General features: G+C 72.5%; 23 protein-coding genes. 9 read left to right on the forward strand and 14 right to left on the reverse strand.

Annotated elements, in window-relative coordinates:
* Nucleotides 1–17: 17 nt before the first annotated feature.
* On the reverse strand, nt 18–3,299 hold the full coding sequence (locus I2501_RS37165; RefSeq protein WP_196198508.1) for a bifunctional cytochrome P450/NADPH--P450 reductase: 3,282 nt from the start codon (nt 3,297–3,299) through the stop codon (nt 18–20).
* A 208-nt stretch (nt 3,300–3,507) separates the two neighbouring features.
* Here I2501_RS37165 and I2501_RS37170 point away from each other — a divergent pair, with 208 nt between their 5' ends.
* Nucleotides 3,508–4,218 (forward strand): helix-turn-helix transcriptional regulator, encoded by a 711-nt coding sequence (locus I2501_RS37170; protein WP_196198509.1) that lies wholly within the window; start codon nt 3,508–3,510, stop codon nt 4,216–4,218.
* Here the strand turns inward: I2501_RS37170 and I2501_RS37175 are convergent.
* The 10 genes from I2501_RS37175 to I2501_RS37220 all read right to left on the reverse strand — a co-directional run bounded on the left by I2501_RS37175 (nt 4,215) and on the right by I2501_RS37220 (nt 15,017).
* Nucleotides 4,215–4,427 (reverse strand): hypothetical protein, encoded by a 213-nt coding sequence (locus I2501_RS37175; protein ID WP_196198510.1) that lies wholly within the window; start codon nt 4,425–4,427, stop codon nt 4,215–4,217. The two genes, I2501_RS37170 and I2501_RS37175, sit on opposite strands and share 4 nt — an antisense overlap.
* Nucleotides 4,428–4,561: 134 nt before the next feature.
* On the reverse strand, nt 4,562–5,779 hold the full coding sequence (locus I2501_RS37180) for a glycosyl hydrolase family 28-related protein (protein ID WP_196198511.1): 1,218 nt from the start codon (nt 5,777–5,779) through the stop codon (nt 4,562–4,564).
* A 268-nt stretch (nt 5,780–6,047) separates the two neighbouring features.
* Nucleotides 6,048–6,995, reverse strand: a complete 948-nt coding sequence (locus tag I2501_RS37185) for a hypothetical protein (RefSeq protein ID WP_196198512.1) — start codon at nt 6,993–6,995, stop codon at nt 6,048–6,050.
* An 80-nt stretch (nt 6,996–7,075) separates the two neighbouring features.
* A complete protein-coding gene (locus tag I2501_RS37190) occupies nt 7,076–9,043 on the reverse strand; it encodes a glycosyltransferase (RefSeq protein WP_196198513.1) in 1,968 nt (655 codons plus the stop codon).
* Between the two features lie 30 nt (nt 9,044–9,073).
* The gene (locus tag I2501_RS37195) at nt 9,074–10,042 is read right to left on the reverse strand and encodes an ABC transporter permease (RefSeq protein ID WP_196198514.1); all 969 of its coding nucleotides are present in this window, start codon (nt 10,040–10,042) and stop codon (nt 9,074–9,076) included.
* A complete protein-coding gene (locus I2501_RS37200; RefSeq protein ID WP_196198515.1) occupies nt 10,029–10,859 on the reverse strand; it encodes an ABC transporter ATP-binding protein in 831 nt (276 codons plus the stop codon). Before I2501_RS37200 ends, I2501_RS37195 begins: the two co-directional genes overlap by 14 nt.
* A gap of 42 nt (nt 10,860–10,901) precedes the next feature.
* Nucleotides 10,902–11,978, reverse strand: a complete 1,077-nt coding sequence (locus I2501_RS37205; protein WP_196198516.1) for an ABC transporter substrate-binding protein — start codon at nt 11,976–11,978, stop codon at nt 10,902–10,904.
* Nucleotides 11,975–13,360 (reverse strand): sulfate adenylyltransferase subunit 1, encoded by a 1,386-nt coding sequence (locus tag I2501_RS37210; RefSeq protein WP_196198517.1) that lies wholly within the window; start codon nt 13,358–13,360, stop codon nt 11,975–11,977. The genes I2501_RS37205 and I2501_RS37210 overlap by 4 nt, the downstream gene beginning before the upstream one ends.
* Entirely contained in the window at nt 13,360–14,310 is a 951-nt protein-coding gene (cysD, locus tag I2501_RS37215; RefSeq protein ID WP_196198518.1) for a sulfate adenylyltransferase subunit CysD, read from the reverse strand. The genes I2501_RS37210 and cysD overlap by 1 nt, the downstream gene beginning before the upstream one ends.
* Entirely contained in the window at nt 14,307–15,017 is a 711-nt protein-coding gene (locus tag I2501_RS37220) for a phosphoadenylyl-sulfate reductase (RefSeq protein WP_328806868.1), read from the reverse strand. The genes cysD and I2501_RS37220 overlap by 4 nt, the downstream gene beginning before the upstream one ends.
* Nucleotides 15,018–15,621: 604 nt before the next feature.
* Between I2501_RS37220 and I2501_RS37225 the strand changes: the two genes are divergently transcribed.
* From I2501_RS37225 to I2501_RS37235, 3 genes are all read left to right on the forward strand, one after another.
* Nucleotides 15,622–16,896, forward strand: coding sequence for an NAD-dependent epimerase/dehydratase family protein (locus I2501_RS37225; protein ID WP_196198520.1), 1,275 nt, complete (start codon nt 15,622–15,624; stop codon nt 16,894–16,896).
* A gap of 7 nt (nt 16,897–16,903) precedes the next feature.
* The gene (locus I2501_RS37230; protein WP_196198521.1) at nt 16,904–18,403 is read left to right on the forward strand and encodes an efflux RND transporter periplasmic adaptor subunit; all 1,500 of its coding nucleotides are present in this window, start codon (nt 16,904–16,906) and stop codon (nt 18,401–18,403) included.
* 106 nt (nt 18,404–18,509) lie between these two features.
* Nucleotides 18,510–19,343 (forward strand): transposase, encoded by an 834-nt coding sequence (locus I2501_RS37235; protein ID WP_196198522.1) that lies wholly within the window; start codon nt 18,510–18,512, stop codon nt 19,341–19,343.
* Between the two features lie 350 nt (nt 19,344–19,693).
* Here I2501_RS37235 and I2501_RS37240 read toward each other — a convergent pair whose 3' ends face one another.
* Entirely contained in the window at nt 19,694–19,975 is a 282-nt protein-coding gene (locus I2501_RS37240) for a hypothetical protein (RefSeq protein ID WP_196198523.1), read from the reverse strand.
* Nucleotides 19,976–20,052: 77 nt separating this feature from the next.
* Between I2501_RS37240 and I2501_RS37245 the strand changes: the two genes are divergently transcribed.
* Nucleotides 20,053–21,267, forward strand: a complete 1,215-nt coding sequence (locus I2501_RS37245; RefSeq protein ID WP_196198524.1) for an epoxide hydrolase family protein — start codon at nt 20,053–20,055, stop codon at nt 21,265–21,267.
* A 41-nt stretch (nt 21,268–21,308) separates the two neighbouring features.
* On the opposite strand, the gene I2501_RS37250 is transcribed toward I2501_RS37245, so the two are convergent.
* Complete coding sequence (locus I2501_RS37250) at nt 21,309–21,737, reverse strand: ATP-binding protein (protein WP_196198525.1); 429 nt, start codon at nt 21,735–21,737, stop codon at nt 21,309–21,311.
* A 244-nt stretch (nt 21,738–21,981) separates the two neighbouring features.
* On the opposite strand from I2501_RS37250, the gene I2501_RS37255 reads away from it, so the two are divergent.
* From I2501_RS37255 to I2501_RS37270, 4 genes are all read left to right on the forward strand, one after another.
* Complete coding sequence (locus I2501_RS37255; RefSeq protein ID WP_196198526.1) at nt 21,982–22,854, forward strand: helix-turn-helix domain-containing protein; 873 nt, start codon at nt 21,982–21,984, stop codon at nt 22,852–22,854.
* 71 nt (nt 22,855–22,925) lie between these two features.
* Nucleotides 22,926–23,141, forward strand: coding sequence for a DUF397 domain-containing protein (locus I2501_RS37260; RefSeq protein WP_236047984.1), 216 nt, complete (start codon nt 22,926–22,928; stop codon nt 23,139–23,141).
* An 88-nt stretch (nt 23,142–23,229) separates the two neighbouring features.
* Nucleotides 23,230–24,042 (forward strand): SAM-dependent methyltransferase, encoded by an 813-nt coding sequence (locus tag I2501_RS37265; protein ID WP_196198528.1) that lies wholly within the window; start codon nt 23,230–23,232, stop codon nt 24,040–24,042.
* A gap of 111 nt (nt 24,043–24,153) precedes the next feature.
* Nucleotides 24,154–24,630, forward strand: coding sequence for a hypothetical protein (locus tag I2501_RS37270; RefSeq protein WP_196198529.1), 477 nt, complete (start codon nt 24,154–24,156; stop codon nt 24,628–24,630).
* Nucleotides 24,631–24,643: 13 nt separating this feature from the next.
* Here the strand turns inward: I2501_RS37270 and I2501_RS37275 are convergent, their stop codons facing one another.
* Nucleotides 24,644–25,990, reverse strand: coding sequence for a hypothetical protein (locus I2501_RS37275; protein ID WP_196198530.1), 1,347 nt, complete (start codon nt 25,988–25,990; stop codon nt 24,644–24,646).
* Between the last annotated feature and the right edge of the window lie 82 nt (nt 25,991–26,072).

The following is a 26,072-nucleotide window of genomic DNA, read 5'->3' on the forward strand; positions in this document are numbered from 1 at the left end:
GCCGTGGTCGGCCGTGCTCAGCCGCCGTAGACGTCCTCGACGTAGCGGCCGTCGGCGATCAGTTGCTGGAGCCAGGCTTCGGCGTCCTCGGCGGTCGCGCCACTGACCTGTTCGCGGTGGATGGCCTGGAAGGCCGCGCGTACGCCCGGAGCCATGCGGGCGCCGTCGCCGCACACGTAGACCGAGGCGCCCGACTTCAGCAGCTCCCAGACCTCGTCCGCCTCGGCGCTGATGCGGTCCTGGACGAAGCGGCGGCCGTCGACCGGGGCTGCGCTGAACGCCGGGCGCATCGAGACCGCGCCCGCCTGCTCCGCCACCGCGAGCTCCGCGGCGTGCAGGAAGTCGGCGTCCGGGGCGTCGCAGCCGAAGTAGCAGAGCGCCTGAGCGAGTTCGGCCCCGGCGGCGAGGCGCGCGTGGCGGTCGGCGATCGCGCCGCGGAAGGGGGCCAGTCCGGTACCGGCGGCGACCATGATGACCGGGGCCGGCGCGTCGTGGTCGATCCGGAAGGCCTCGCGGCAGGGCTGGATCCGGGCGAGGACGGTGTCCCCCGGGCGGACGGAGTTGAGGTATCCGGAGCCCGTGCCCCGGTGGAGGCCGCGTCCCGAGCGGGCCGGGGCTTCGAGCAGGGAGACCATCAGGTCCGCGTGCCGCGGGTCGCGGGCGGGCGAGGAGGAGATCGAGTAGTGGCGGGGGCGTCGCGCGGGCAGCAGCTCCAGCCACAGCGGCCAGGTCAGCACCTCGCGCAGCGCCGGGTGGTCCTCGACGACGTCCAGCAGGGTGCGCGGGTCCGGCTGTGTGTCGCTCTGAGCGCCCGCCTGCGCGTCCCGCTGGGCGTCGGCGGCGAGGGCGCGCAGCGTGACCTGCTCGGGCGGGCACGGGTTGAGCTCGGCGAGCCGGGCCAGCTGGCGTGCCGTCGGGCGGTCCTGGAGCTCGACGTGTTGGGTCAGCAGCTCCCGGACCGTCAGCGGCCGGTCGACAGCGAGGCCGTCGCGACGCTGCCGGTTCGGCACGATGGTCAGCACGGTGTCGAGATCCGCGCGCATCAGCTGTGCGGCGCGGGCGACGAGGGCGGGGGCGTTGGCGGGGAGCACGGAGAGGTGGTCGCCCGTGCGGTAGTCGACGCCCTCCGGCAGCGCCAGCCGGACCAGGCGCTTGACGCGCGGGTAGTCGGCGCGGCTCAGGTGCTCGGCGGCGGTGACGGTCATCGCCGTCATGCCGTGGCGTGCGGCGAGCGCGTCGAGCGGGCCGCCGCTGATCTCGGTGACGGTGTAGTCGGCCTCGGAAGCGCCGGTGGCGGCCTCGCCGCCGACGCTGTCCGGGTCGCCGTACTGGTCCAGCAGGGCGACGCGCAGCGCCTCGGTGAACTCCTCGACCGCGCCGGACAGGTCGGCGGAGGCGTCGGCCTCGGCGCGCGGCAGGATCCGGGTGGCGCCGAGGGCCGCGAGCCGGTCGTCGACCAGGGTCGGGATGCGCTGGTAGGTCGCGGACCAGTTGCGGTCGCCGACGCCGAGCACGGCGTAGCGGACGGAGTCGGCGGCGCCGGGCCCGGCCGTCTCCAGCCACTGGACGAACTCGGCCGCGTCGTCGGTGGGACGGCCGTTGTAGGAGGCGGTGCAGACGATCACCGGCCGGTCGGTCGGCAGGCCGCCGGCGTAGGTGTCGAGGGGTGCCACCGAGGCGTCGCAGCCCAGTTCGGCCGCCGCGTCGCCGAGGCGGGCGGCGAAGTCGCGGCAGGTGCCGTAGTTGGAGCCGTGCAGCAGCAGCACGCCGGTGCCCTGACGCACGCGGGTCACCCGGGTCGCGGACGCCGACTCACCACTGCGGGCCGATTCCGACCCGCCGCTGCGCGCACCGGCACCGCGCGCACCGGTACCGCTCGGCAGCGCCGCGCGGACCAGCGCGCGGTCGGCCGGGGTGCGCGGCAGGAGGGTGAGGGTGAAGTCGTGCGGCTTGATGGTCAGGCTCTGCTTGATCGTCAGCCGGTAGTCGGCGTGGTCGACCAGCCGGTACCGGTGGACCAGCATGGCGAGCAGCATGGTCGCCTCGTGCAGCGCGAACTGCCGCCCGATGCAGGCGCGTTCGCCGGTGCCGAAGGGCTTGAACGCGTGCGGGGAGCGCGCCGCCTCCGCCTCGGGGGTGAACCGGAACGGGTCGAAGGACTCCGGGTTGTCGCCCCAGACGGGGTCGCGGTGCAGCATCGGCGTGATCACCTGGACGGGCTCCCCGGCCCGCAGCGGGATCCGGCCGCCGAGGAGCGTGTCCTCGCGTGCCTGCCGCCCGAAGCCGGGAGCCGCGGGCCACAGCCGCAGTGTCTCGTGCAGGACCTGACGGGTCATCCGCAGACGGCCGACGTCCTCGAAGGTCGGCTCCGGGTCGGCCTGGTCGCCCCACAGTTCGTCCACCTCGCGCTGGACGAGCCGCAGCGCGACGGGGTTCTTGGCCAGGTGGTAGAGCGCGAAGGCGAGCGTGCCGGAGGTGGTCTCGTGCCCGGCGATCAGGAAGGTGATCACCTGGTTGCGGACGTTCTCCAGGTCCAGCGTGGTGCCGTCGACCGGGTGGACCGCGTCCAGCATCAGGGAGAGCAGGTCCTCCTGGGCTGCCGCACCGCCCCGGCGGGCGGCGATGACCTCGTCGACGACCTCGGCCAGATAGGCGGCGTCCACCCGCAGCGCCTCGTCGGCCTCGCTGTAGTCGACACCGGGGACGCGGGCCAGGCGGTGCATCGCCCAGTCAAGCGAGCGCACCATCGCGCTGACGAAGGGGTGCGGCTCGGTGCGGCCGAACGAGTCGAAGTCGAAGCCGAATCCGGCCAGGCCGATGGTGTCCAGCGTCATCCGCGTCGTGTCCTCGGCCACCTCCACCGGGGTGCCGGCGGTGGCGTGGCGGTCCCAGGAGTCGATGAGGCGCTGCGCGACCCGGAGCATCACCGGGTGGTACGTGCGCATCGAGCCGAGGGCGAAGGCGGGCATCAGGATGTCGTGCGCGCGGGCCCAGTTCGGCTCGTCGTTGTAGGCGGTGAAGAGGCCGTCGCCGGTGAACGCGCGCACGTTCTCCAGCGCCGGGCCGACCGCCTTGGCGAACCGCTGCTCGTCGGCGAGTTCGGTGACCAGGTCGAGGCCGGTGACCAGGAGCACGTCCCGGCCGTGCAGGCGGCGGACGTAGGCGGGGCCGTGACGCCGGGCCAGCTCCATCATCCGGAGCAGCGGCACCGCGCCGGGTCCGGTCTCGGACACGTCGATGACGGGTACGCCGCCGAAGGCGCCGCTCGGTTCCGACTGGACGGGCCGGGTTGTGGTCATAAGGTGAACTTCCCTCCGAGGTCGGGGAATTCAGGGCTTTCGCCCCAGCTGCGGATCACCTCCACTGTTGCGCGGCCCACGGCTGCCCGGACGCGGGGGGACTACAGTTTCTTGTAGTGGATTCATCCCTGGCGATCTTGCCCTGCCGATCGCCGTGTGGCGTGCGCCACGCCACAGCCCGCAACACGCCGACCGACGGGAGCCGACCGTGCACGACCCCGGGCAGCAGCCGGACCTCGCGGACAAGCACCGCCGCAACGCTCCGGACACCGAGACGGCGGTCCTCTGGCGCAATCGCACCGCGGTCCTCTTCGACCGGGTGCCGCTGCCGCTCGCCTTCTGCGACGCGCACGGGTGGATCCACGCGGTCAACCCGATGATGGCCGTCGAGTGGGGCACCCTCCCGGGCCGCCTGGTCGGCCGCAACGCCACGGAGCTGTTCCAGCCCACCGGCGCGGAGCGGTTCGACCGCATCATCCAGGCCCTGCGCCTGCGCCGGAGCGCGCGCTATCCGATCGACGTCACCTGGACCAGCGGCTCCGGCGCGGAGCGGCACGGCGAGCTGACGATCGACCTGATCCGCGACACGCCGGAGTCCACGCCCAACCTGCTGCTCTTCCTCCGCGCCTACGACGACCCGGCTCCGCCCGGACCGGCCAAGCGCGCCGGGATCGCCGAGGCCAACGCGATGGAGGCGCGGATCCTCGCGCTGGCCGCGACCGGCCTGACCAGCGCCCGGATCGCCACCGAGGTGGGCCTGACGGCGGACGGGGTGAACTACCACCTCACCCGGCTGTCCCGCCGCTGGGGCGTGTCGAACCGCACAGCGCTGATCGCCCGCGCCTACGTCAAGGGCGTCCTCGCACCCGACGCCTGGCCTCCGGCCCCGGCCTCCGCCCCGCCGGGGGACGCACGCTAGCGGGGCGTGCCGGCCATGACGCGGGCCGACGCCTCCATCTCCTGGATCCGGCGCTCCAGTCCGGCGAGCTCCCAGCGCAGGTGCTGGGTACGGGCCGGGCGGTGGTAGAAGATCTCGCCGCGCAGGTGCTCGGCGCGCGCCTTGAGGCGGGCCATCTCCGGGGAGACGGGGAGCTTGGCACGGCGGACGAGCGGCGGCCGGACAGGCATACGGCTCAGGACAGACGCACGGACGGAGAAGGCAAAGCGCATCGGGCCAGACTAGACGCCCGAAATATCACGATCTTGACCGGGTCCGGACGGCGGAGCTCGGCACCACCGTCCGGAGTACGGACGAGCCCGACTCAGGCGGAGAGCACCGGCCCCGGGGTCAGTTCGAGCTGGGCGGTGGCCGTCTTGGCGACCGGCTTCTTGGCGTTGTCCATGAACGGGCCGATCCAGCTCTTCGGCATCGCCGCGCCGTGGTTGTGCACCAGGTTGCCGCTGTACTGGCCACCGCCGTGGGCGGCCATCGTGGCGGCGGTGAAGCCGAGGAAGTGCGCGAAACAGGCCGTGGTGGTCGAGCCGTTCAGGTCCAGGACGTTGCCGGTCAGCAGCGCGCCAGGGTCGCGCCCGTCGGTCGCGAGCCCGCTGCCGAAGGAGACGGCGGTCAGGCCGCCGAGCGCGCGGAAGTAGTTGCCGACCGCCTGGAGCCCGCGTCCCCGGCAGTCGATGTGGACCACCGCGATCAGGTCGAGGTAGCAGCCCTCGACGCGCAGCGTCCACGGGGTGCCGGCGAAGCCGTAGGCGATGTGGCTGGATCCCTCGGCCGAGGAGAAGTGGCAGTCGGTGATCGACCACCCGCCCGCGCCCGCCACGGCCGGGCCCAGCTGGACGCCGTGGTTGTGGCCGTTGATCTGGCAGCCGGTGACCCTGCCGTCGGTGCTGCCGCCGCCCGCGTACGTGGTGGACAGGCCGTCGGCCAGCACGAAGGTGCCCGCGCCGTAGGAGGAGCAGGACAGGACGCGGCCGTTGACGGCGAAGAAGTTGTCCGTCCCGGACGACAGGAACCGCACGAACCCCCCGGTGCCGTCCGGGTCACCGCCCTGGGGATAGCCGCTGAAGGCGGGCGAGCCGCAGTACAGGTCACGGCAGTTGGTGAAGGTGACGTCGGAGGTGTCGACGACCGTCGCACCCCACATTCCGACCACCGCCCCGCCGCCGGGCGCAGTGCCCAGGAAGCCGAGCCCGTCGACGGTCAGTCCGTGCGGGTTGGTGTTGACGACGCTCCCCTTGCCGGAGACGCCGACGGTGAGCAGTGCGGCGGTGGTCGCGGTCAGCGGCGCGAGCACGGAGCCGGTCAGCTTGGCGACGGTGGGCGCGTTGGAGTCCTGCAGCACGCTGGAACCGGACAGCGTGGCGACGCCGCCGGGAACGGTGACGCCGCTGGTCCGGTAGCAACCGCCCGGCGCGGGAGGGAAGTAGACCTCCGAGCCGGCGACGGCGCCGGCCGCGGTGAGCGCCTTCTGGATCGCGGCGGTGTCGTCGGTATGCCCGTCACCGCGCGCGCCGTACGTGGTCACGTCGAACACGGTGGACGTCGCGGTCCCGGCGGACGTCGCGGAGGTCCCGGCGGACGTGGCCGCTGAAGCGGGTGTGGCCGCTGAGGCGGGTGTGGCTGCTGAAGCGGGTGTGGCGCGTAAGCCGACGAGCCCGAGACCCGCGCCGACCGCGCCGAGGGTGAGGCTGCGACGGCGGGTGAGGGGTGGGCTGTTCAGGGGTTCAGCGTGCTGATCACGATCAGGTGAGGTGTCGGTCATGGCGGGTCCTTCCCTTGATGGTGACGCGGTGTCATGAAGTCGGCGCCGCCCCGGCGAGGTTGGTCGCGACGGTGAGGGCGGTCTGCGGGAGCGGACCGTTGCACCGGGGGCAGGCGGTTCCGGCGGCGGGGTCGTTGAGCCAGTAGCCGTCGACGGAGGAGCGGACCGACCGGGCGGCGAGCTCGATCCCGGCTGCGGTCACGGACTGGCCGGACGGGTTGGTGCTGATCCCGGCCAGGACCTGGATGTGCGGGTTGGCGGCCCGCGCCTGCGCGGCGGCGGCGCGGACGTAGGAGGCGAACCGTGCGGGCGACGGTTCGGCGCCCTGGCTCTGGATGTCGAGCACGTCCGTGGAGGGCGCGATCTGCCCGAACAGGCCGCTGGCGAGCATCGCGTCGAAGCTGCCGCCGGTCGCGTCGGGCGCCAGCACGGTGGCGAGGTCGGTGGCCGGGGAGGCGAGGAAGAGCAGGTGGTCGTCGTGCGCGAGCTGCGCGGCCAGCTGGTCGTAGTGGACCGGGTTCGACTGCTCGACGGCCGGGGTCAGCGACCAGTGCTCGTTGTCGTAGAGCACGGCGCGGATGCGCGGGTCGAGGGTGTGGCGGCGCAGCGCGGTGCGCAGGGCGCTGTAGCTGGTGAAGTCGGCGGTGGGTGTGCTGGTCCACCCGGCGGGTACGTCCCAGTGCTTGGCTTCGGTGAGCACGTAGGTGGTGGGGGTGTCGAACGCCTTCGCTGCGGAGGTGCCGTCCACGGCGACCATGCGCGAGAGCGTCTGGCCGCTGACGATCCAGGACAGCGCGCCGCCGCTTCCGCCGCCGGTGGCGGGGGCCGTGCTCGTCGGCAGGGCGCTCGGCGGCGGCGTCCCGGTCGCGCCCTTGCTGCCGTGGCCGGAGCTGCAGCCGGCCGTGACGGCCAGCAGCAGGGCCGCGGCCAGGAGCGGTCGGCAGCGGGCGGCCAGTCCGGCAACCGTGGTGAGCTTCATACGGTGGAGTCCTCCGGTGGATCGAGATTCCTGGTGCATCAGTGGTTCTTGACTGCACGCGGACCAGTGCCCCGATGCTCTCACTTGTCCGCTGCCGCTCCCGCCACCGTCGCCCTCACCGTGCCTGGGTCGCGCCGAAGTTGACGGAGCGCCAGAGGAAGGCGGACGCGCCGGGTGCCGCAGGCCAGGGTGGACTCCAGCTGGAAGACGCGCTTGAGGAACGTGAACGGCAGCCAGAGCGGCAGCCACAGCAGCAGGTGGGTGCGGCGGTAGTGGATGATCGCCGCGATCCGGGGCAGCAACGCGGGGATCTGGGCCAGCACGAACACCACCAGGAACCGGGCGATGTTGTGCTGCGGCTGCGGCTGGAGCACGCCGTAGACGATCGCCAGGATCAATACGAAGAAGTGCACCGGTGAGGTCAGCCGGGTGCCCGCGCTGCGCGGCAGTTCGAACCAGAAGCGCGGTCCGGGCGCGCCCTGCCCGAACGGGGTGAACCGGCTGAAGTTCATCATCCCGCCCAGTCCCCATCGGAACCGCTGCACCCGCAGCTGGCCGACGCTGGCCGGCACGTCCTCGTAGGAGATGGTCTGCGGGGCCACCACCGCGCGCCACCCCATCCTCGCGAGCGCGCAGGTGAACTCGGCGTCCTCGCCGAACATGCCGTGCACGAAGCCGCCCAGCTCGACCGCCGGCTCGCGCCGGAAGGCGCAGAAGGTGCCGGGGATGCACGGCACGGCGTCGACCTCGCTGAGCGCGGAGAGGCAGAAGCCGTAGGTGAACAGCTGCTCCATGGCGCGCATCCGGTCGATCCAGGTGCCGTACGGCTCCTTGGGCAGCGGCAGCACGCCGACCGTGCCGACGCGCGGGTCGGCCAGGAAGTGCGGGATGGCGCCCGCGAAGGAGCCCGGGTCCAGCGCGCAGTCGGCGTCGACGCGGAAGACGAACTCCGCCGTGCAGCGGGCCAGCGCCAGGTTCAGCGCCTTGGCCTTGCCGCCGTGCTGGCCCTGGATCACCTCGCCGGTCGCGTACCGCCAGGCCGCGACGGCGGCCTGGGCCAGCGCGCGGGTGTCGTCCGTGGAGCCGTCGTCGCAGAGCACGACGTGTACCGGTCCGCCGTACTCCCCCGCCGCGCGGTCGATGGAGCGCAGCAGCCGTTCGATCCCGGCGGCCTCGTTGTACGCGGGGATGATGACGTCGAGCGCGGGCCGCTCCGTCCCCGGCCGCGGCCTGCGTCCGCCGATGGCGCGCACCAGCGCGAGCAGCCCGTACGCGACGTCGGTGACGCCGGTGCGCAGGCTGGCGAGGATCAGGAACACGGTCAGCGGATGGTTGCCGACGTGCTCGATCAGCACCAGCGCGAGTGCGGTGACCGCGCTGAGCGAGGCGAACAAGCAGAACCCGAACACGATGTTGTCGTGCCAGTCCTGACCGCGTCGACGCGAACGCAGCGGGGATATCGCGGGCAGCGAGTAGGTGGTGAAGGTGAGCCGGAAGATCAGCAGATAGCCGAGGGTCGACTGGAGCGCCAGGCCGATCAGCGGCGCGGGCGCGAGCGGCATGCCGGTCGTCGCGCCGAGCAGCGCGGTGAAGCACTCGGCGAGCACGGACAGCGCGACGAAGAGCGGCGCGTGCGCCAGGATCATCAGCCTGCGCCCGAGGCTGGCGGGCAGCACGACGGCCATCGTCAGCAGGTATCCGACGACGGCGGCGGGCAGCAGCGGCGGGAGCGTCTGTGCGTAGACGAGGGCCTGGTGCGGGTCGCGTGCGGTCGCGGTGAGCGTGTCGGCGACCAGTGAGTCGTAGGCCTGGAGCAGTTGCGGGTGTCGCAGCGCGATGATGGCCGTGCTGACCGCCGCGCCGACCACCAGGAAGGCGATGACGCGCGGGACGGACGGCCGCCGGACGGAGGGGAGTTCGACGATCCGGCCGCTGCCGCGGTCGCTGTCGTCGAAGCGCCGCGCCAGCGGCCATCGGGTGACCAGCAGCAGGAGCAGCGCCTCCAGGACGAGCGCGGCCAGGGTGTCGCGACCTGTGGTGCTCGGCATCGGCCAACTGTTCCTTTCCTTTTCTGCGGCTCAGCGACCGTTGGCGGCGAGGCCTCGGGCGCGGAGCACGCGGCGTTCGAGCGGGGCGAAGACGAGCAGGTTGACGACGATGCCGACGACCAGGATCAGCGCGATGGCGCAGAAGGCGAGGCGCATGTCCCCCGCGTCCTGAGCCTGTTTCAGGAGACGGCCCAGGCCGGGGCCGAGGGCGGGAGAGACGGCGATGATCTCGGCCGCCATCAGCGAGCGCCAGGCGAAGGCCCAGCCCTGCTTGAGGCCGCCGACGTAGCCCGCCAACGCGGCGGGCAGCAGCACGTGCCGGACCGAGGTGAGACGCCGCGCGCCGAGGTTGCGGCCGACCAGCAGGAAGAGCGGCGGCACCTGGTCCAGTCCGGAGACCAGTCCGAGCGCGATGGACGGGATCGCGCCGAGCAGCACCACGCTGTAGAGCGCGGCCGGGGTGACGCCGAAGAACATGATCGCGGGCGGCACCCACGCCACCGAGGGCAGGTTCTGCAGTCCCGCCAGCACCGGCCCGACCGCCAGCCGCACCGGCCGGATCCGCCCGACCAGCAGGCCGAGCACGGTGCCGATGACCACAGACACGGCGAAGCCGAGCACGCCGCGCAGCACGCTCTGCCCGATGCTCGGCCAGACCTCCCCCTGGCCCGCCGCGCCCAGCAGGCTCTGGCCGACCTCGACGGGGCTCGGCAGCACCCAGTCCGGCTCGACCGCCGCCGCCCACAGTAGCTGCCACGCGCCGAGGACCAGCGCGAGGCCGAGCACGGGCGGCAGGACGCGGTCCCGCAGCACGGTCAACCCGCCTCGGCGCGGCCGGAGTTGTGCCTCCAGCGCGTCCAGGCCGGCCTCGACCAGGCCGGTGTCGCGAAGGACGGTGTCGCCGAGGACGTTGTCGGGCGCCGTGGTCGGCACAGCGTCGGGTGCCGTACCAGACGCTACGTCAGGAGTGGTGTCAGGAGTGGTGTCAGGCACGGCCATGGCGGCTGATCTCCTGGCGCAGGTGGTCGGTGATCGCGGCGGCGAGGCCGGCGACCTCGGCGTCCTCGATCCGGCGCGGCTGCGGGACCGGGACGGTCCAGCGTCCGGTGATCCGGCCGGGGCGGGAGGAGAGCAGCACCACCTCGCGTCCCAGCCGGACTGCCTCGCGGACGTTGTGGGTGACGAAGACGACCGCGCAGCCGGTCTGCTGCCAGATCCGGACCAGCTCCTCGTGGAGCACGTCCCGGGTGATCGCGTCGAGTGCGGCGAAGGGCTCGTCCATCAGCAGCACACTGCTCTGCTGTGCCAAGGCCCGCGCCAGCGCCACCCGTTGGCGCATGCCGCCGGACAGCTCGTGCACGGGGCGGGCGTGCGCACCGTCCAGGCGGACCAGCGCGAGCAGCCGCTCCGCCTCGGCCCGGCGCTCGGCGCGCCCGCGCAGGCCGCGCAGGCGCAGCGCGAGTTCGACGTTGCGCCCGGCCGTGAGCCACGGAAAGAGCGCCGACTCCTGGAACATCAGCGCCGCATGCCCGCCGGCCACGTCGACCGTCCCGCTGCTGGGCTCGGCGAGTTGCGCGATCAGGTGCAGCAGCGTCGACTTGCCGCAGCCCGACGCCCCGATGACGCAGGTGAAGCCGCCGGACGGCACGGTCAGGTCGATGTCCTCCAGCACCGGCGCGGACGTCGCGCCGGGACGGCCGAAGGTCTTGCCGACGCCGGTCAGCCGCACGGCGGGCGGCGCGGTCGGTGGTGTCGTGGACGGTGGTGTCGCAGACGGCGCGGGTCTGGGCGGCGCGGTCTTGAACGGGGTGCTCACGAAAGGTCCTTCCGGCGCATGGGAAGTGGAACTGACGGAGACTCAGGAAGGCGCGGGTGTCGGCAGACCGCGCGCGGCGAGGAGCTTGTCGAGCGGGCCGAGCGCGTAGATGCCGGTCACGGAGACACCGTCGCTGCCGCCGCTGCCCGCGCTGTCCGGCGAGCTCAGCCCGACGGCTGCGGCGTGCGCCGCCAACGCGGGCAGGTCGCCGACGACCGGGTCGTCGCTGAGGGTCAACGCGGCCCAGGATCGGGCGAGTTCGGCCGGTTGCAGGGTGGCGCCGGTGGCCGCGGTGAGCGCCTTGCCGACATCGGTCCGTGCCTGCGCCGGGTGGGCGGTGATCCAGGCCTGGGTGTCCAGTTGGGCGGTCAGCAGCGCGGTGACCGTCTGCGGATGGGCGTTCAGGAACGAGGTCGCGACGACCAGGTCGGTGGTGGCGAACCGGCCGCCGGGCCACAGCGACCGCTCGTCGACCAGGACGTGCCCGCCGCCTTCGAGGAGCATCCGCGAGGCCCACGGCTCGGGCAGCCACGCCCCGTCGATCCGGCCGGCACGGAACTGCTCCAGCGTGGTGGCGTTGCTCTCCGGGACGACGGCGACGTCGCCGCTGCCGCTCGGGTCGGTATGGAAGCCCTGCTGGAGCAGCCAGTAACGCAGTGCCACGTCCTGGGTGTTGCCGAGCTGCGGTGTGGCCAGGGTCCGGCCGCGCAGCTGGGACGCACTGGTGATGCCGGGACGGACGACCAGTTCGGCGCCGCCGAGTGTGGCTCCGGCGACGATGCGCAACGCCTGGCCGTGGCTGCGGACATAGGCGTTGAGCGCGGAGGAGGGGCCGACGTAGGCGGCGTCGAGATGGCCGCCGAGCAGGGCGGTCATCTCGTCCGGGCCGGCCCCGAAGACCTGCGGGGTCAGCTGGGTCTCCCCGAGGTCGCGGGCGTAGATCCCGTTCTGCAGGCCGATCAGCGGGGTGGCGTGGGTGATGTCGGCGAGGTAGCCGAGCCGCAGCCCGCCGGCGGGGCCCGGCGCCGCCGCCGCGTCCTGCGTGCAGCCCGTCAACGTGGCGGACAGCAGGGCGAGCAGGCCTAGCAGCAGAACGGGCAGCCAAGGGCGGCGATTCATGGTCGCCCTCCCCGCTGGAGGCCGCCGACCATGCCCGCCGTCAGGGTGCTGCCATCGGCCGGGTCGATCAGCAGGAAAGCGCCGGTGCGGCGGTTGTCGCGGTACTCGTCGAGCGGCAGTGCCTCGGCCGTGGCCACGGTGATCTGTCCGATGTCGTTGGCCTCCAGCTCGTTCGGCGCGGGCAGGGCCGTGAGCGTGGTCAGGTCGAGGCGGGCGTCCAGCGAGCGGACGACGGCGCGGACCAGGGCGGTCTGCTGCCGCAGCAACAGCTGGTCCCCCGCGCGCAGCGGTCGGGCGTCGAGGTGGCAGACGGTCGCGGTGAACTCGCGGCCGACCGGCGGCGCGCAGTCGACCGGGACGATCAGGTCGCCTCGTCCCACGTCCAGATCGTCGGCCAGACGCAGCGTCACCGACTGGTCGGCGACCGCGAGTTCGGCGTCATCCTGGTCCATCCGGTCGATCCCGACGACGGTCGAGGTCCGCCCGGACGGCAGCACGGCGACCGGGTCGCCGAGCCGCACCACGCCGCTGGCCACGCGACCGGCGTAGCCGCGGTAGCCGCGCAGCGGGCCGGACTCCGGCGCGCGCACGACGCACTGGACCGGGAAGCGCATCGGCAGGCGCTGCGGGTCCTCGTCGGCCGCAAGGGGTTCCACCGATTCGAGGTGTTCGAGCAGCGTCGGGCCGCTGTACCAGTCCATCGACGCGGACGGGTGCACGACGTTGTCGCCGTTCAGGGCGCTGACCGGGATCGCGACCAGGTCGTGGACGCCCAGTTCGGCGGCGTAGCCCGCGCACTCCAGGGCGACGGCGGCGAAGACCGGCTCGGCGTGGCCGACCAGGTCCATCTTGTTGACGGCCAGCACCAGGCGCGGGACGCGCAGCAGCGCGGCGACGGCGAGGTGACGACGCGTCTGCTCGCGGACCCGGCCACGCGCGTCGACCAGCACCACGGCCAGGTCGCCGGTGGACGCGCCGGTGACCATGTTGCGGGTGTACTGCACGTGCCCGGGGGTGTCGGCGAGGATGAACCGCCGCCTGGCGGTGGCGAAGTAGCGGTAGGCGACGTCGATGGTGATGCCCTGCTCGCGTTCGGCGCGCAGGCCGTCGGTGAGCAGCGCCAGGTCGGCGGCGGCCAGTCCGCGTTGGCGGGAGGCGCGGGCGACGGCGGCGAGCTGGTCGGCCAGCACCGCGTGGCTGTCGTGGAGCAGGCGGCCGACCAGAGTGGACTTGCCGTCGTCGACGGATCCGGCGGTGGCCAGCCGCAGCAGCGTCGCCGGGGCCTCCTCCCCGTCGGGGTTGTCGCGGCTGTCCGCGTTCTCACGGTCGAGCGGCACCGCCGCGTCGTGGGCAGGCGTGCGGGTCAGCGGGGGCAGGGTCATCAGAAGTACCCCTCACGCTTGCGGTCCTCCATGGCGGCCTCGGAGAGCTGGTCGTCGGCGCGGGTCTCGCCCCGCTCGGTGAGCCGGGAGGCGGCGATCTCGACGATGACCTGGTCCGGGTCGGCGGCGTCGGACTCCACCGCGCCGGTGCAGGACATGTCGCCGACGGTGCGGTAGCGCACGCTCCGCCGCTCGACGGTCTCGCCGCTCTTGGGCCCGCCCCACTCCCCGGCGGTCAGCCACATGCCGTTGCGCTGGAACACGTCGCGCTCGTGGGCGTAGTAGATCGACGGCAGCTCGACCTTCTCCCGGGCGATGTACTGCCACACGTCCAGCTCGGTCCAGTTGGAGAGCGGGAAGACGCGCAGGTGCTCGCCGGGGCGGTGGCGGCCGTTGTAGAGCGACCACAGCTCGGGGCGCTGACGGCGCGGATCCCAGGCGCCGAACTCGTCGCGCACCGAGAAGACGCGCTCCTTGGCGCGCGCCTTCTCCTCGTCGCGTCGGCCGCCGCCGAAGAGCGCGTCGTGCCGGCCCCTTGTCACGGCGTCGAGCAGCGGCACGGTCTGCAGCGGGTTGCGGGTGCCGTCGGGGCGCTCGGTCAGGCGGCCGTCGGCGAGGTAGTCCTCGACCTTCGCCACCGTCAGCCGCAGGCGGTGCTCGGCGACGACGCGGTCGCGGAACTCCAGCACCTCGGGGAAGTTGTGGCCGGTGTCCACGTGCAGCAGCCCGAACGGCAGCGGCGCGGGCCGGAAGGCCTTGAGCGCCACGTACAGCATGACCATGGAGTCCTTGCCGCCGGAGAAGAGCAGCGCCGGGCGCTCGAACTGGGCCGCGCTCTCGCGGATGATGTGGGCCGCCTCGGACTCCAGCACGTCGAGGTGGGACAGGCGTGGTCTCTGCCGGACAGACGGCGCCACAACGGGCGGCGCCGCCCCTGCGAGGTCCCTCATCGTTCACTCCCTCCCGGCTGCTGGCGCAGCCCGCATTCGGTCTTGGACGATCCGACCCAGCGGCCCGAGCGCGGGTCCGCGCCGGGGCTTGGGCGTCGGGTGCAGGGGGCGCAGCCGACGGAGGTGTAGCCGTCGTACAACAGCGGGTTGACCAGGACCTGATGGCGGGTCACATAGGCGTCCACGTCCTGCTGGGTCCAGCGGGCGAGCGGCGCGACGGTGATCTTGTTGCGGGCCTTGTCGTACTCGACGACCCGCATGCCGGCGCGGGTGGGGGCGTCCTCGCGGCGCATCCCGGTGATCCAGGCGCGGTAGGGAGCGAGCCCGCGTTCCAGCGGCTCGACCTTGCGCAGCGCGCAGCAGCGGTCCGGGTCGCGCTGGTACAGGTGCGGGCCGTAGGTCAGCGCCTGCTCGGCGACGGTCTGATGCGGCGTCATGGTGACGACGTTGACGTCGTAGACGGTGGCGACGGCGTCCCGCGTGCCGATGGTCTCGGCGAAGTGGTAGCCGGTGTCGAGGAAGAGCACGTCGATGCCGGGCACGACGCGCTGGGCGAGGTGGACCAGGTGGGTGTCGGCCATGGACGAGGCGACGACCAGCCCGGAGCCGAACTCGCGGCGGGCCCAGGCGATCACGTCGGCCGCGTCGGCGTCCTCCAGCAGCGCTGCTGCGGACTCGGCGAGGGTGCGCAGATCGGCGGGCGACACAGGGGGTGGTACGCGGGGTGCTGCGGACGGGAGCGGTTCGGAATTCTCTTCCGAAGCGGCACTCAGAGCCATGGCGGCCCTCCTTTCGCCGCCCTAAGTGAACCCTTTGAACTGCGCTCCGACGCAACGTCGAAAGGGCCGTTCTTACCGGATCCTTTACTTTGCCAGGGTGAATCATCGGGCCTTTTCCGATACACCGGAAAATCATGTGTCGAGTTTCCTGTGAGCACACCATGAGGCCCGGATCGGAGTCGAAGTGGCACTCCACGCGCATGACAGTGCGTCACCGCAGGTCCACAGCCCGTTTGTTACAGGCAGTGCCTCTTTCATGAGTGGTGACAGGATGACCAGCACGTTCAAAAAATCCTGTGCGCTGGACATGACACAGATCTTGTGCCAGAGTCCGTACTGGCCGGTACAAGTGGCCGCCTCGTCATCGTGCCTCCGGACGCCTTTCTGCAGCGTCCACCGTGGCCGGCCGAGCAGCGGCGGTAATTTCCTCGGCCGGGTACCGAAACGGCGAGAGCGCCGGGTGCGCCTCGCCCAGAATTTACCCTCTGCGTTGCGTTCGTGTTCCATCCGTATTTCATGGAGGTGCGCGCACATGCATGTCCTCATTCTCGGCGGGGACGGTTTCTGCGGCTGGCCGACAGCGCTCCATCTGTCGGACCGCGGCCACGACGTCACCATCGTCGACAACCTCAGCCGACGGGCCATCGACCTGGAGCTGGAGGTCGAGTCGCTGACCCCGATCCGGCCGATCGGCGAGCGGTTGCGGGTCTGGCGGGAGGTCTCCGGCAAGGAGATCGGCTTCGTCCGGCTCGACCTGGCGACCGAGGCCGAGCGCCTCACCTCGCTGCTGCCGGCGCTGCGTCCCGACGCGATCGTCCACTTCGCCGAACAGCGGGCGGCGCCGTACTCGATGCGGTCGACCCCGTCCAAGCGCTACACGATCGACAACAACGTCCGGGCCACCCACAACGTGCTCTCGGCGCTGGTCCACTCGGGCACCGACGCGGCCCTGGTCCACCTGGGCACCATGGGCGTCTACGGCTACGGCTGGTCCGGCAGCGCGCCGATCCCCGAGGGCTACCTGACCGTCAAGGTCCCCACCCCCGACGGCGAGGTGGAGCGCGAGATCCTCCACCCCGCCAGCCCCGGCTCGGTCTACCACCTCACCAAGACGCTCGACCAGCTGATGTTCGCCTTCTACGCGGCCAACGACCAGCTGCGCATCACCGACCTGCACCAGGGCATCGTCTGGGGCACCCAGACCGCGCAGACCGCCCGCGACGAGCGGCTGATCAACCGCTTCGACTACGACGGCGACTACGGCACGGTGCTCAACCGCTTCCTGATGCAGGCAGCAGTCGGGCACCCGCTCACCGTCCACGGCAGCGGCGGGCAGACCCGCGCGTTCATCCACGTCCGCGACACGGTGCGATGTATCGAGATCGCCCTGGAGAACCCGCCCGCTGCGGGCGACAAGCCGAAGGTCTTCAACCAGATCACCGAGAGCCACCGGGTCCGCGACCTGGCCAAGCTGGTCAGCTCGCTCACCGGGGTGCCCGTCGCGCACCTGCCCAATCCGCGGCGGGAGGCCGACGAGAACGAACTCAACGTCCGCAACGACCAGTTCCTCGCCCTCGGCCTCAACCCGACCACGCTCGACGAGGGCCTGATGGAGGAGTGCCGCGAGATCGCCGGCCGCTACCGCCACCGCGTCGACCCGAGCAAGATTGTCGCCCGCTCGGTCTGGCGCGCGGGCATGACGACGGCCGAGGACCTCGTCAGTGAACTGCCCGGTAGCGAACTGCCCGGCGGCGAACAGCCCGCAACCGCCGCTGCGGCGGACGCGGCAGCAGGCACCGGGAGGTGACGAGAACGTGCGCGGCAAGAAGTCCCGTCCGGTCCGGGGCATGAACGCGGCACTCGCCGACGGGGAGGCGGGCGTGGGGGAGATCCTCCCCGCCCGCCGGCCCAGGGCGCTGTGGCAGCTCGGTGCGGCGGTGGCGGCAGCCGCCGCCTGCACCGCGGCCACCGCGGTCACGTACCACGCCATCGCCAACCGGTCGATCAGCTTCAGCGGCGAGGTCACCCCCGCCCACACCTACTACCTCAACTTCCCTGCCACCGGGTCGGTGCAGACGCTCCTGGTCCGGCCCGGCGACCACGTCCACGCGGGTGAGGTGCTGGCCACCCAGCAGAGCAGCGTCGCGGCGGCCAACCTCCAGGCCGCCCGTGCGGCCGTCGCCGCCGACACCGCCCTGATCGCCGAGGACGAACACCCCGCCACCGACCCGAACACCGCGGCGCAGGACCAACTCGCCCTGGCCAAGGCCCAGTCGGACGCCAGCAGCGCCCAGGGCGCGCTGTCGCTGGTGCAGACCGACACGGCGAGCCAGATCACCGCTCAGACCACCGCGATCTCCTCGGACCAGACCACGCTGACCGACGACGAGACCCGCTACACGCAGTCCTGCGGCAGCTCCCCGACGCCGCCCACCACACCGCCGACCACTCCACCGGCCGCGCCGCCACCGCACCCGTCACCCTCCCCCGTACCGACGATGACCCCGGCCGGGCCGATCATGACTCCTCTCACGGCGGTGAAGGGTCCCGCGGCCGTGGTCGCCGCCACCCCCGATCCGGCGCTGTGCCAGAACCTCGCGTCGCAGATCGACCGGGACGCGGCCAACCTCGCCCAGGCGAAGGCGCAGCTCAGCGGGCTCCAGTCCAACACCCAGTCCCAGGTGCAGCAGGACCAGGCGGCGCTGTCCCAGAGTCAGTCCGTGGTCCAGGCCGCGCAGGCGCAGATCGACGCCCAGGGCAGCGCGCTCACCCCGGCCACCCTCGCCCAGGCGCGGTCCCAACTCGCCACCGCCCAGGCCCAGGTGGCGGCGGACGCGCTGGCGCTGCAGCAGACCACCATCCTCGCGCCCGCCGACGGCGTGGTCGCGGACACCGCCGGTGCGGCCGGCGACCTGGTCGGCCCGGACGGCGTGCACGCCTACTCCGGACCGGCCGCGCAGTCGGGCACCCTGGTCGACCAGCAGCCGGGCGTGCAGCTGTTCGTGCCCACCCCGGCGGCAGGCAGTGGCACCGCCGACGAGAACCCCGGCACCTCGGCGCTGATCACCGTCTACTCCAGCCCGCTGGAGGTCACCGCGCAGCTCCCCGAGTCGCAGATGACCACCGTCCACGAGGGTCGGACCACCTCCCTCGGGCTCACCTCGGACGGTCGGACGCTCACCGGCCGGATCAGCCAGATCCTGCTCGATCCGGCCCGGGTACCGGGTGCGACCTACTACGACGTCACCATCACGATCGACAACCCCCCGTCCGACGTATTGGCGGGCATGTCGGTGAATGTCACCCTCAACTGATCAATCGCCACCCCTTTCCGCAACCGTTCGGCACTGATTCCGCCCACCTTCCGCCCCCATTCCGCTACCGCCGACTGCTCTCCGTCCCGGCACGAGGAGGCTTCCGATGAACCACCCCGCAGCCAGCAGCGCGATGTCCTTGCCGGAACCGTGTCTCGGGCCGGGCCCGGCCTTCGGCCACAGCACCGGGCCCGGCGACGCGACCGACCTGCTGGGCAGCTGCGACGCCCCGTTACGCGACGTCACCCGGCTGATCCTCGAAGCCGCCCTGCAGGTGGAGCTGGACCACCACCTCAACGGCTGCGCCGAGGATCCGGACGACCGGACCGACGTCAACTCCCACAACGGCCACCGCCCCAAGACGGTCCTGACGACGTTCGGACCGGTCGAGGTCCTCATGCCGAGGGACCGCAGGGGCAGCTTCTCCCCCGCGATCCTCCCCAAGTACCGCCGCGACCTCGCCGGACGCGAGCCGCTGCTGCTCTCGCTCGCCGCCCGCGGGCTGCCGCGCACCGACTTCGAGGCCCGCCTCGTCCAGTTCTACGGCGACAGCCCGCCCTCGGCGCCGCTCTCCCACGTCGCCGACCGCGTCGCGTCCCGCCTGCACCTGTGGCAGCGGCGGCGGCTCGCGTCGCGCTACCTGGTGCTCTTCGCCGACACGGCCGTGATTCCCGGCACCCGCGAGGTGGTCCACCTGGCCGTCGCGGTCGCGGCGGACGGCCGCAGGGAACTGCTCTCCCTCTGGGCGGCCCGGGCGACCAGCCCGGCCGACATCTGGGGTCCGATCTTCGGCGACCTGCGCTGTCGTGGCCTCCAGCACGTCTCCATCGTCGTCGGCGACGGCACCGCCGGGCTTCCCACGGCGGCCCGGACCTCCTGGCCGCACGCCGCCGTGCACGCCCGCAGCCATCTGCTCCAGCACGCCGGTCCGAGCAGGTGACCGATCAGTTGCGGTGAGTCCGCGCGCACCGCTGCCGGACGAGGTGGGCCGCTGCCTGGGTGTCGCTGGTGCCCAGGCAGAGGCCGCTCCAGCGCCGACCCCGCCCTGCGGTTGATCTTCCTGCTCCCCCTGAGACCCTCGAACCGGTTGCCGCGCCACGAGCGCCTGCGCTCGCCGCGACAGCACAGATGCTCCCAGCCCGGTCTGTCATCCGGCTGTCGCGCAGCGCGCGCCCGAGGCGCGGCTGACGGCGCTGCGGGACGACACCCCAGCTGACCTGCGGCGTTATCAAGAGAAGTGAGGACAGAACGGGACACCGGGACGGGTGAAGGGGCTCCGCACCGTTGACGTCAGCCGCTCTTCAGCGCCGCTTCGCAGTCCAAACAGCGACGGCTGCGGTACTCCGGCGGGTACCAGGGCCCGCCGGGGCTGACGGGCGCGTACGCCTCGGGTTCCAGCTCGTCCGCGACGAGGCCGCAGAGCGTGCGGGCGACGGGGTCGCCGGGCGCGTCCGGGTCGGCCGCGGCGGCGTGCACGGCGCGGACGCGGGCGCCGATGTCGGTCTCGCCGACGACGCTGTCCACCACCTCGGTGGCGGGCTCCAGCTCCAGCAGGACGACGATCGCGCTCACCTCTCGATCCTGCGCCCGGCGGCGCAGTCACGCATCCGCTGGGGCGTCCGCGCCGTACGCCGTAAGCTGCGGCCCCTATGACGATCACGCCCGACGCCAGCATCCGACCGTTCCGCATCGCCGTGCCCGACAGCGACCTGGACGACCTCCACCAGCGGCTCGACCGGACCCGGTGGCCGGACCAGCTGCCCGGGGTCGGCTGGGACTACGGGATCCCGGCCGACTACCTCAAGGAGCTCGCGCACCACTGGCGACACGGGTACGACTGGCGCGCGGCCGAGGCCCGCCTGAACGAGTGGCCGCAGTTCATGACCACCGTCGACGGCGCGAACATCCATTTCGCCCACATCCGCTCGCCGGAGCCCGACGCCACGCCGCTGCTGATCACGCACGGCTGGCCGGGCTCCATCGTGGAGTTCGAGCGGATCGCGGGTCCGCTGACCGACCCCGCCGCCCACGGCGGCGACCGCGCCGACGCGTTCCATCTCGTGCTGCCGAGCATCCCGGGCTTCGGCTTCTCCGGCCCGACCTGCGAGGCCGGTTGGGAGTACCGGCGCGTGGCGGCTGCCTTCGCCGAACTGATGCGGCGTCTGGGCTACCCGCGCTACGGCGTCCAGGGCGGCGACTGGGGTTCGGCCATCTCCCGCGAGATCGGCCGGACCAACCCCGACCGGGTGATCGGCGTGCACCTCAACCTGATCCCCGGCGCTGCGGCGGCGGCCGAACCGACCGAGGCGGAACTCGCCGAGCTGAGCCCGGCCGAGCGCGAGCGCACCCGGGCGTCCTGGCAGCGGACCCGCGCGTGGCTGCGCGACCGGCAGGGCTACGCCGACATCCAGTCCACCCGGCCGCAGACCCTGGCCTACGCCCTCACCGACTCACCGGTCGGCCAACTGGCGTGGATCGCAGAGAAGTTCAAGGAGTGGACGGACTCCGGGGACAGCCCGGAGGACGCGGTCGACCGCGACCACCTGCTCACCAACGTGATGCTGTACTGGCTGACCGGCACGGCCGGCTCCTCCGCCCGGATCTACTACGAGCGCGCCCACGCGGCCTACTGGGGCGAGCCGCCGGAGCCGTCCCCGGCCCCCACGGCACTGGCGGCGTTCCCTGCGGAGAACTTCATCGTCCTGCGCCACATCGCCGAGCGGACCAACAACATCGTCCGCTGGACGGAGTTCGACCGCGGCGGCCACTTCGCCGCGATGGAACAGCCCGACCTGCTGGTCCGCGACATCCGCGCCTTCTTCCGCTCCCTGCGCGTGGCAGAGCCGGAGCGGAGCGCGGGTTGACACGCTGATACTCCCTCGACATCCCGTTCGAGGAAGACTGCTCAGGCGGCGTGCGGGACCTCCGGCGCCAGCGTCGCCCAGACGAACGTGCCGCTGGTGCAGGTGGACCGGGCGATGCCCCAGGCGTCGGCGAGTTGCTGGACTATGAACAGTCCCCGGCCGCTCTCCTCGTCGCCGCATGCGTCCGCAGCGTCGGGAACGCTGGGGAGCGTGCAGCGCGCCGGGGTGTCGTCGTGGACCTCGACGCGGATCCGGCCGTCGGGCAACAGGGCCGCGCCGCACAGCATCCGCGTGCTCGCGGTGTGCACCACCGCGTTGGTGGCCAGCTCGGACAGCAGCAGGATCGCGTCGTTCCGGGTCGACCGCGGCACCGACCAGGCGTCCAGCTGTTCGGCGATGCGGTGGCGGGCGACGGCCACGCTGGACCGCTCGGCCGGGAGTTCCAGCCAGTGCGATCTGCGCGGACCCACCGTCTCTAAGTGACGGGCGTCCAGGAGCTGACTGGTCTGCTGCCGATGAGCGCTCACGGGATCAGACTATGCTCGCCGCGATTGTCAGAGCGCAACCGACTCCCTGATAATTTCAGCGTGATGTCATCCTTCTGGGGTCATCAGCGCCAAGTCTCTGTCAAAATCAGGATGGTGACTGATCATCGGCAGCGATTTTCGGCACCGTCACTGACCACCGGCAGGGTTCCTCGGGGAGGTGCAGCCCGTGAGTGAGAGCCGTTCGACGGCCGGCGTCGGCGCGCCCACCGTGCTGCGCATGATCCTCGGCCGGCGGCTCCAGGAGCGCCGCCAGAACGCGGGTGCGTCACTGGAACAGGCGGCCAAGGCCCTGCGGGTCACCCCACTGACCGTGCGCCGCCTGGAGAAGGCGGAGGTCGCGCTCAAACCGCTCTACGTGGAGCGGCTGCTCGAGCGGTACGGCGCCGACCAGCAGGAGATCGAGGAGTTCGTCGCCCTGGCCGAGAAGGCCAACGAACCCGGCTGGTGGTACGCCTACCGGGACGTGCTGCCGAGCTGGTTCTCGGCCTACGTCAGCCTCGAGTCCGGCGCGACCATGCTCCGCACCTACGAACCGCACTGCGCCCCGGGCCTGTTGCAGACCCCCGGCTACGCCCGCGCCCTGCTGCGCGGCGGTTTCCCCAACGACAACGAGGACGAGCTGGACCGGCGTGTGGACCTCCGGCTGCGCCGCCAGAGCCTGCTCGACCGACCCGACGCCCCCACGCTGTGGGTGGTCGTCGAGGAGGCGGTGCTCCACCGCCTGGTCGGCGACCAGGAGGTGATGCGCCATCAGATCGAGGTGCTGCTGGAGGCGATGGAGCGCGACCACATCAGCGTCGACGTCCTGCCGTTCGCTGCGGGCGCCCATGTCGGCGCGTGCGCGCCCTTCACCTACTTCCGCTTCCGGGAACCCGAACTCCCCGACGTCGTCTACAGCGAGATCCTGTCCGCCTCCGTCTACCTGGACCAGCGCGCGGACGTCGTCGCGCATCTGGAGGCGCACAACCGGATGGCGCTGCTGACGTCGTCCGCGGAGAGCAAAGCCCTGTTGAACCGCATGCGCAAGGAGTACTCATGACTCTCACCGGCAACAACGGCGCGGACAACGGCAGCAGCAGCACGGACGGCGGCAGAGTCGTCCGCAACGGCATGCCCGCAGGGGATCTCGGCGACGAGGGCTGGGAATGCCCGTGGTCGGGGCCCAACGGCGGTCAGTGCGTGGAGGTGAAGCGCCTGCCCGACGGCCGGGTCGCGGTGCGCCAGTCCACCGACCCGAGCGGCCCGGCGCTGATCTACACCGCCGAGGAGATCGGCGCCTTCGTCAGGGGCGCCAAGGCGGGACTCGCCGACCACCTGACGGACTGACCGACACGTCACTGACGGACGCGTGACTGACCGACGCATTACCGAGCGACGCGTGACCGACGGACGCACGACCACGAATGGGGACCCGATGAGCGACACCCGTCCCGCGAGGGGCATCGACACCAACCGGCCGCACTCCGCCCGGATGTACGACTACTACCTGGGCGGCAAGGACCACTTCGAGGTCGACGCCCAGGCCGCCGAGCAGGTCGCCGCGGTGTACCCCAGCATCTTCACCTGCGCCCGCGAGAACCGGTCGTTCATGCACCGCGCCACCCGGGTCCTGGCGCGCGAGCACGGCGTCCGCCAGTGGCTGGACATCGGCACCGGCATCCCCACCGAGCCGAACCTGCACCAGGTCGCCCAGTCCGTCGCCCCGGACGCGCGCGTCGTCTACGCCGACAACGACCCGCTGGTCCTCAAGTACGCCGAGCGCCTGATGCGGAGCACCACGGAGGGCCGCACGACGTACATCGAGGCGGACGTCAACGACCCGGAGAGCCTGCTCGACTCCGCCGAGCTCGCCGAGCTGCTCGACCTCGACCGGCCCGTCGCGCTCTCCCTCAACGCCCTGCTGCACTTCGTCCCGGACGCCCAGGACCCGCACCGCATCGTGCGGACCCTGCTGGGCGCCCTCCCCTCCGGCAGCGCGCTGGCGATAAGCCACTGCACGCCCGACTTCGACCCCGACAGCTGGCAGAAGATCGAGGAGATCTACAACGGCTCCGGCACCCCGGTCCAGTTCCGCACGCACAAGGAGGTCGCGGGCTTCTTTGACGGCCTCGACCTGCTGGAGCCGGGTGTCGTCGTCGGCCACCGCTGGCGTCCGGACGCGGCTCCGGAGAAGGAACTGACGGATGCGGAGGTCAGCCTGTGGGTGGGCGTGGGCATCAAGCCCTGACTCCTCCCTCCTGCTGGCTCCCGCTCCCGTCCCTACAGGGATCGACATGACACAGCACGCTCAGCATCACCCGGGTCACCCGGGTCACTACGGCGCGGCGGGGGCGCCGTGGTGACCCCGCTCCCGGCGGAGGAGAAGAAGCCGCGAGGGTCCCGCGCCGAACCACTCGACGGACCACTCGACGGACCGTTCACGTCACCGTTCGCGCAGCCGTTTCCGGAGCTGTCCCCCGAGTGGGCCGTCTGGCCGGAGCTGTGGCAGGACCTGCCGACGCTGGTCTTCCCGGCCCGACCCGGCCATCCCACCGAGACAGGCTGGCTCCCGGCCGACGCGGCCGACGTCGTCGGGGACATCCCGCGCTGGCGGGCGACCCTCGACGACGGCTGCCTCCGGGTCACCCGCCCGGACGGCCTGCCCTGGTACCAGGGCCCGCTCCACTCCACCCGCGCCTGGCGCCGCGTCGCCCGCGCCCATGGCCATCTGCTGCTCGTCACGGGGCCGTTCGCCCACCCCGTCGAGCTCCCGTCGGCCGCGAGCTGCGGCCAGCTGCTCCTCGCGGTGGCCGACCTGGACCTCGGGGCTCTCTGAGCCCCCTTCCCGGCTAGCCCGCGCGGCGGCGCAGCAGGCCGGTCTTCCTGGTGAGTTGGGCCAACCGCTGCTCGACCGCCTCGACCCGGCCTGTCCCGGGCGGCATCGCCCGGCACAGCGCGAGCAGCGGTCCGCTGTGCTGGAGCGCCGTCTCGCGCGGCAGCCGCGCCCAGATCGCGGTCGCGTTGTCGACGGCCAGGGCCACCTGCTCGCCATGCGGCGGGAACTGCTGCATCCGCAGCCTGGCCACCTCGATCAGCCGCCCGGTGGCCTGCCCGAGATCCCCGCCCGCGAGCGCCAACTGCGCCTGGGCGTCGGCGACGTCCGCGAGCTCGGGCGCACGGGGGCCCTGATGCCGCAGCAGCTCCCGCTCCCAGGACGCGATCAGGAACGCGGCGCGGGGATGGTCCCCGGCGTGAAGCGCCGCCGCGATGTCCGCACGCGGGTCCGCGACGGGTGCTGCCGGGCGGGCCGCCTCGACCAGCGCCGTCTGCGCCACGGGCACGGTCGCGGGCGCGGGTGCGGGCACGACGGCGACGTGGACGACCGGCAAAGCGGGTGGCAGCGCAACGGGCTGGGGCCGCGGCTGGACCGGAACGGGAACGGGAACGGGCACAGCGGTGGCCACGGGAAGCGGCGCAGGTACCTGCTGGTGCACCGGCGGCGGCACGGGTGTCGCCACCGGCGACGGCGCAGCCGGGATCTCCGACGTCAGCAGCATCGTTTCGGCGGGGAGCCCGGAGTGTCCGGCGATGTGGTGCAGGTCGGCGGGCCGGGTGCCGGGCTGGGCGCGGCGCAGCTGCTCGACCAGTGCGCGGGTGTACGGCGGCGCGTAGCCGTCGCCGCTGGTCCCGGGCGGGCTGACCTGCCCGAACAGCGGCAGTCCGGTGGTGAGCGCGGCCGGGCCGTGCTGTTGCAGCACCGCCCAGGCCTCAGGGTCGGCGACCAGGTCGGCCAGCACCGTCGTCGTGCCGGGAGGGCGCTGCCGCAGTTGGTCGGCCAACCAGACCCACGGCAGCGCGGTGTAGCGGGTGTTGTCGCGCGTGGTCTGTGCCAGGGCCAGGTGCAGCTCGCGTCGGCGTCGGTCCGCCGTCAACTGACCCGCCAGTCCGACCAGCACCGGGCCCGGCGTCTCCGCGGCCGTCTGGAGCTGCGCGAGCAGCAGCTGCGGGTCGGACGGGTCCGCCAACTGCAACATGCTCGCCGGGACCGCGCTGCCCAGCAGGGCCTCCGTGGGCACGGTCGCCAGCAGACCCAGCGCCGCCTCCGGGCGGACCGGCTGCCGCCGCTTGCCCCCGGGCGCGCCGCCGATCAGCAGCACCAGTCCGCGTGCTGCCCCTCCCCCGCCGTTGATCTCCACCCTGGCACCGTACCGGCCCGACCACCCGCGACGCACAGCCGCCGCGCTCGGCGGGCACCGCAGTGGTGCGGCGCATGCGGAC

Origin of the sequence: Streptacidiphilus fuscans (genome assembly GCF_015690355.1) — a bacterium.
GTDB classification, from domain to species: Bacteria; Actinomycetota; Actinomycetes; order Streptomycetales; family Streptomycetaceae; genus Streptacidiphilus; species Streptacidiphilus fuscans.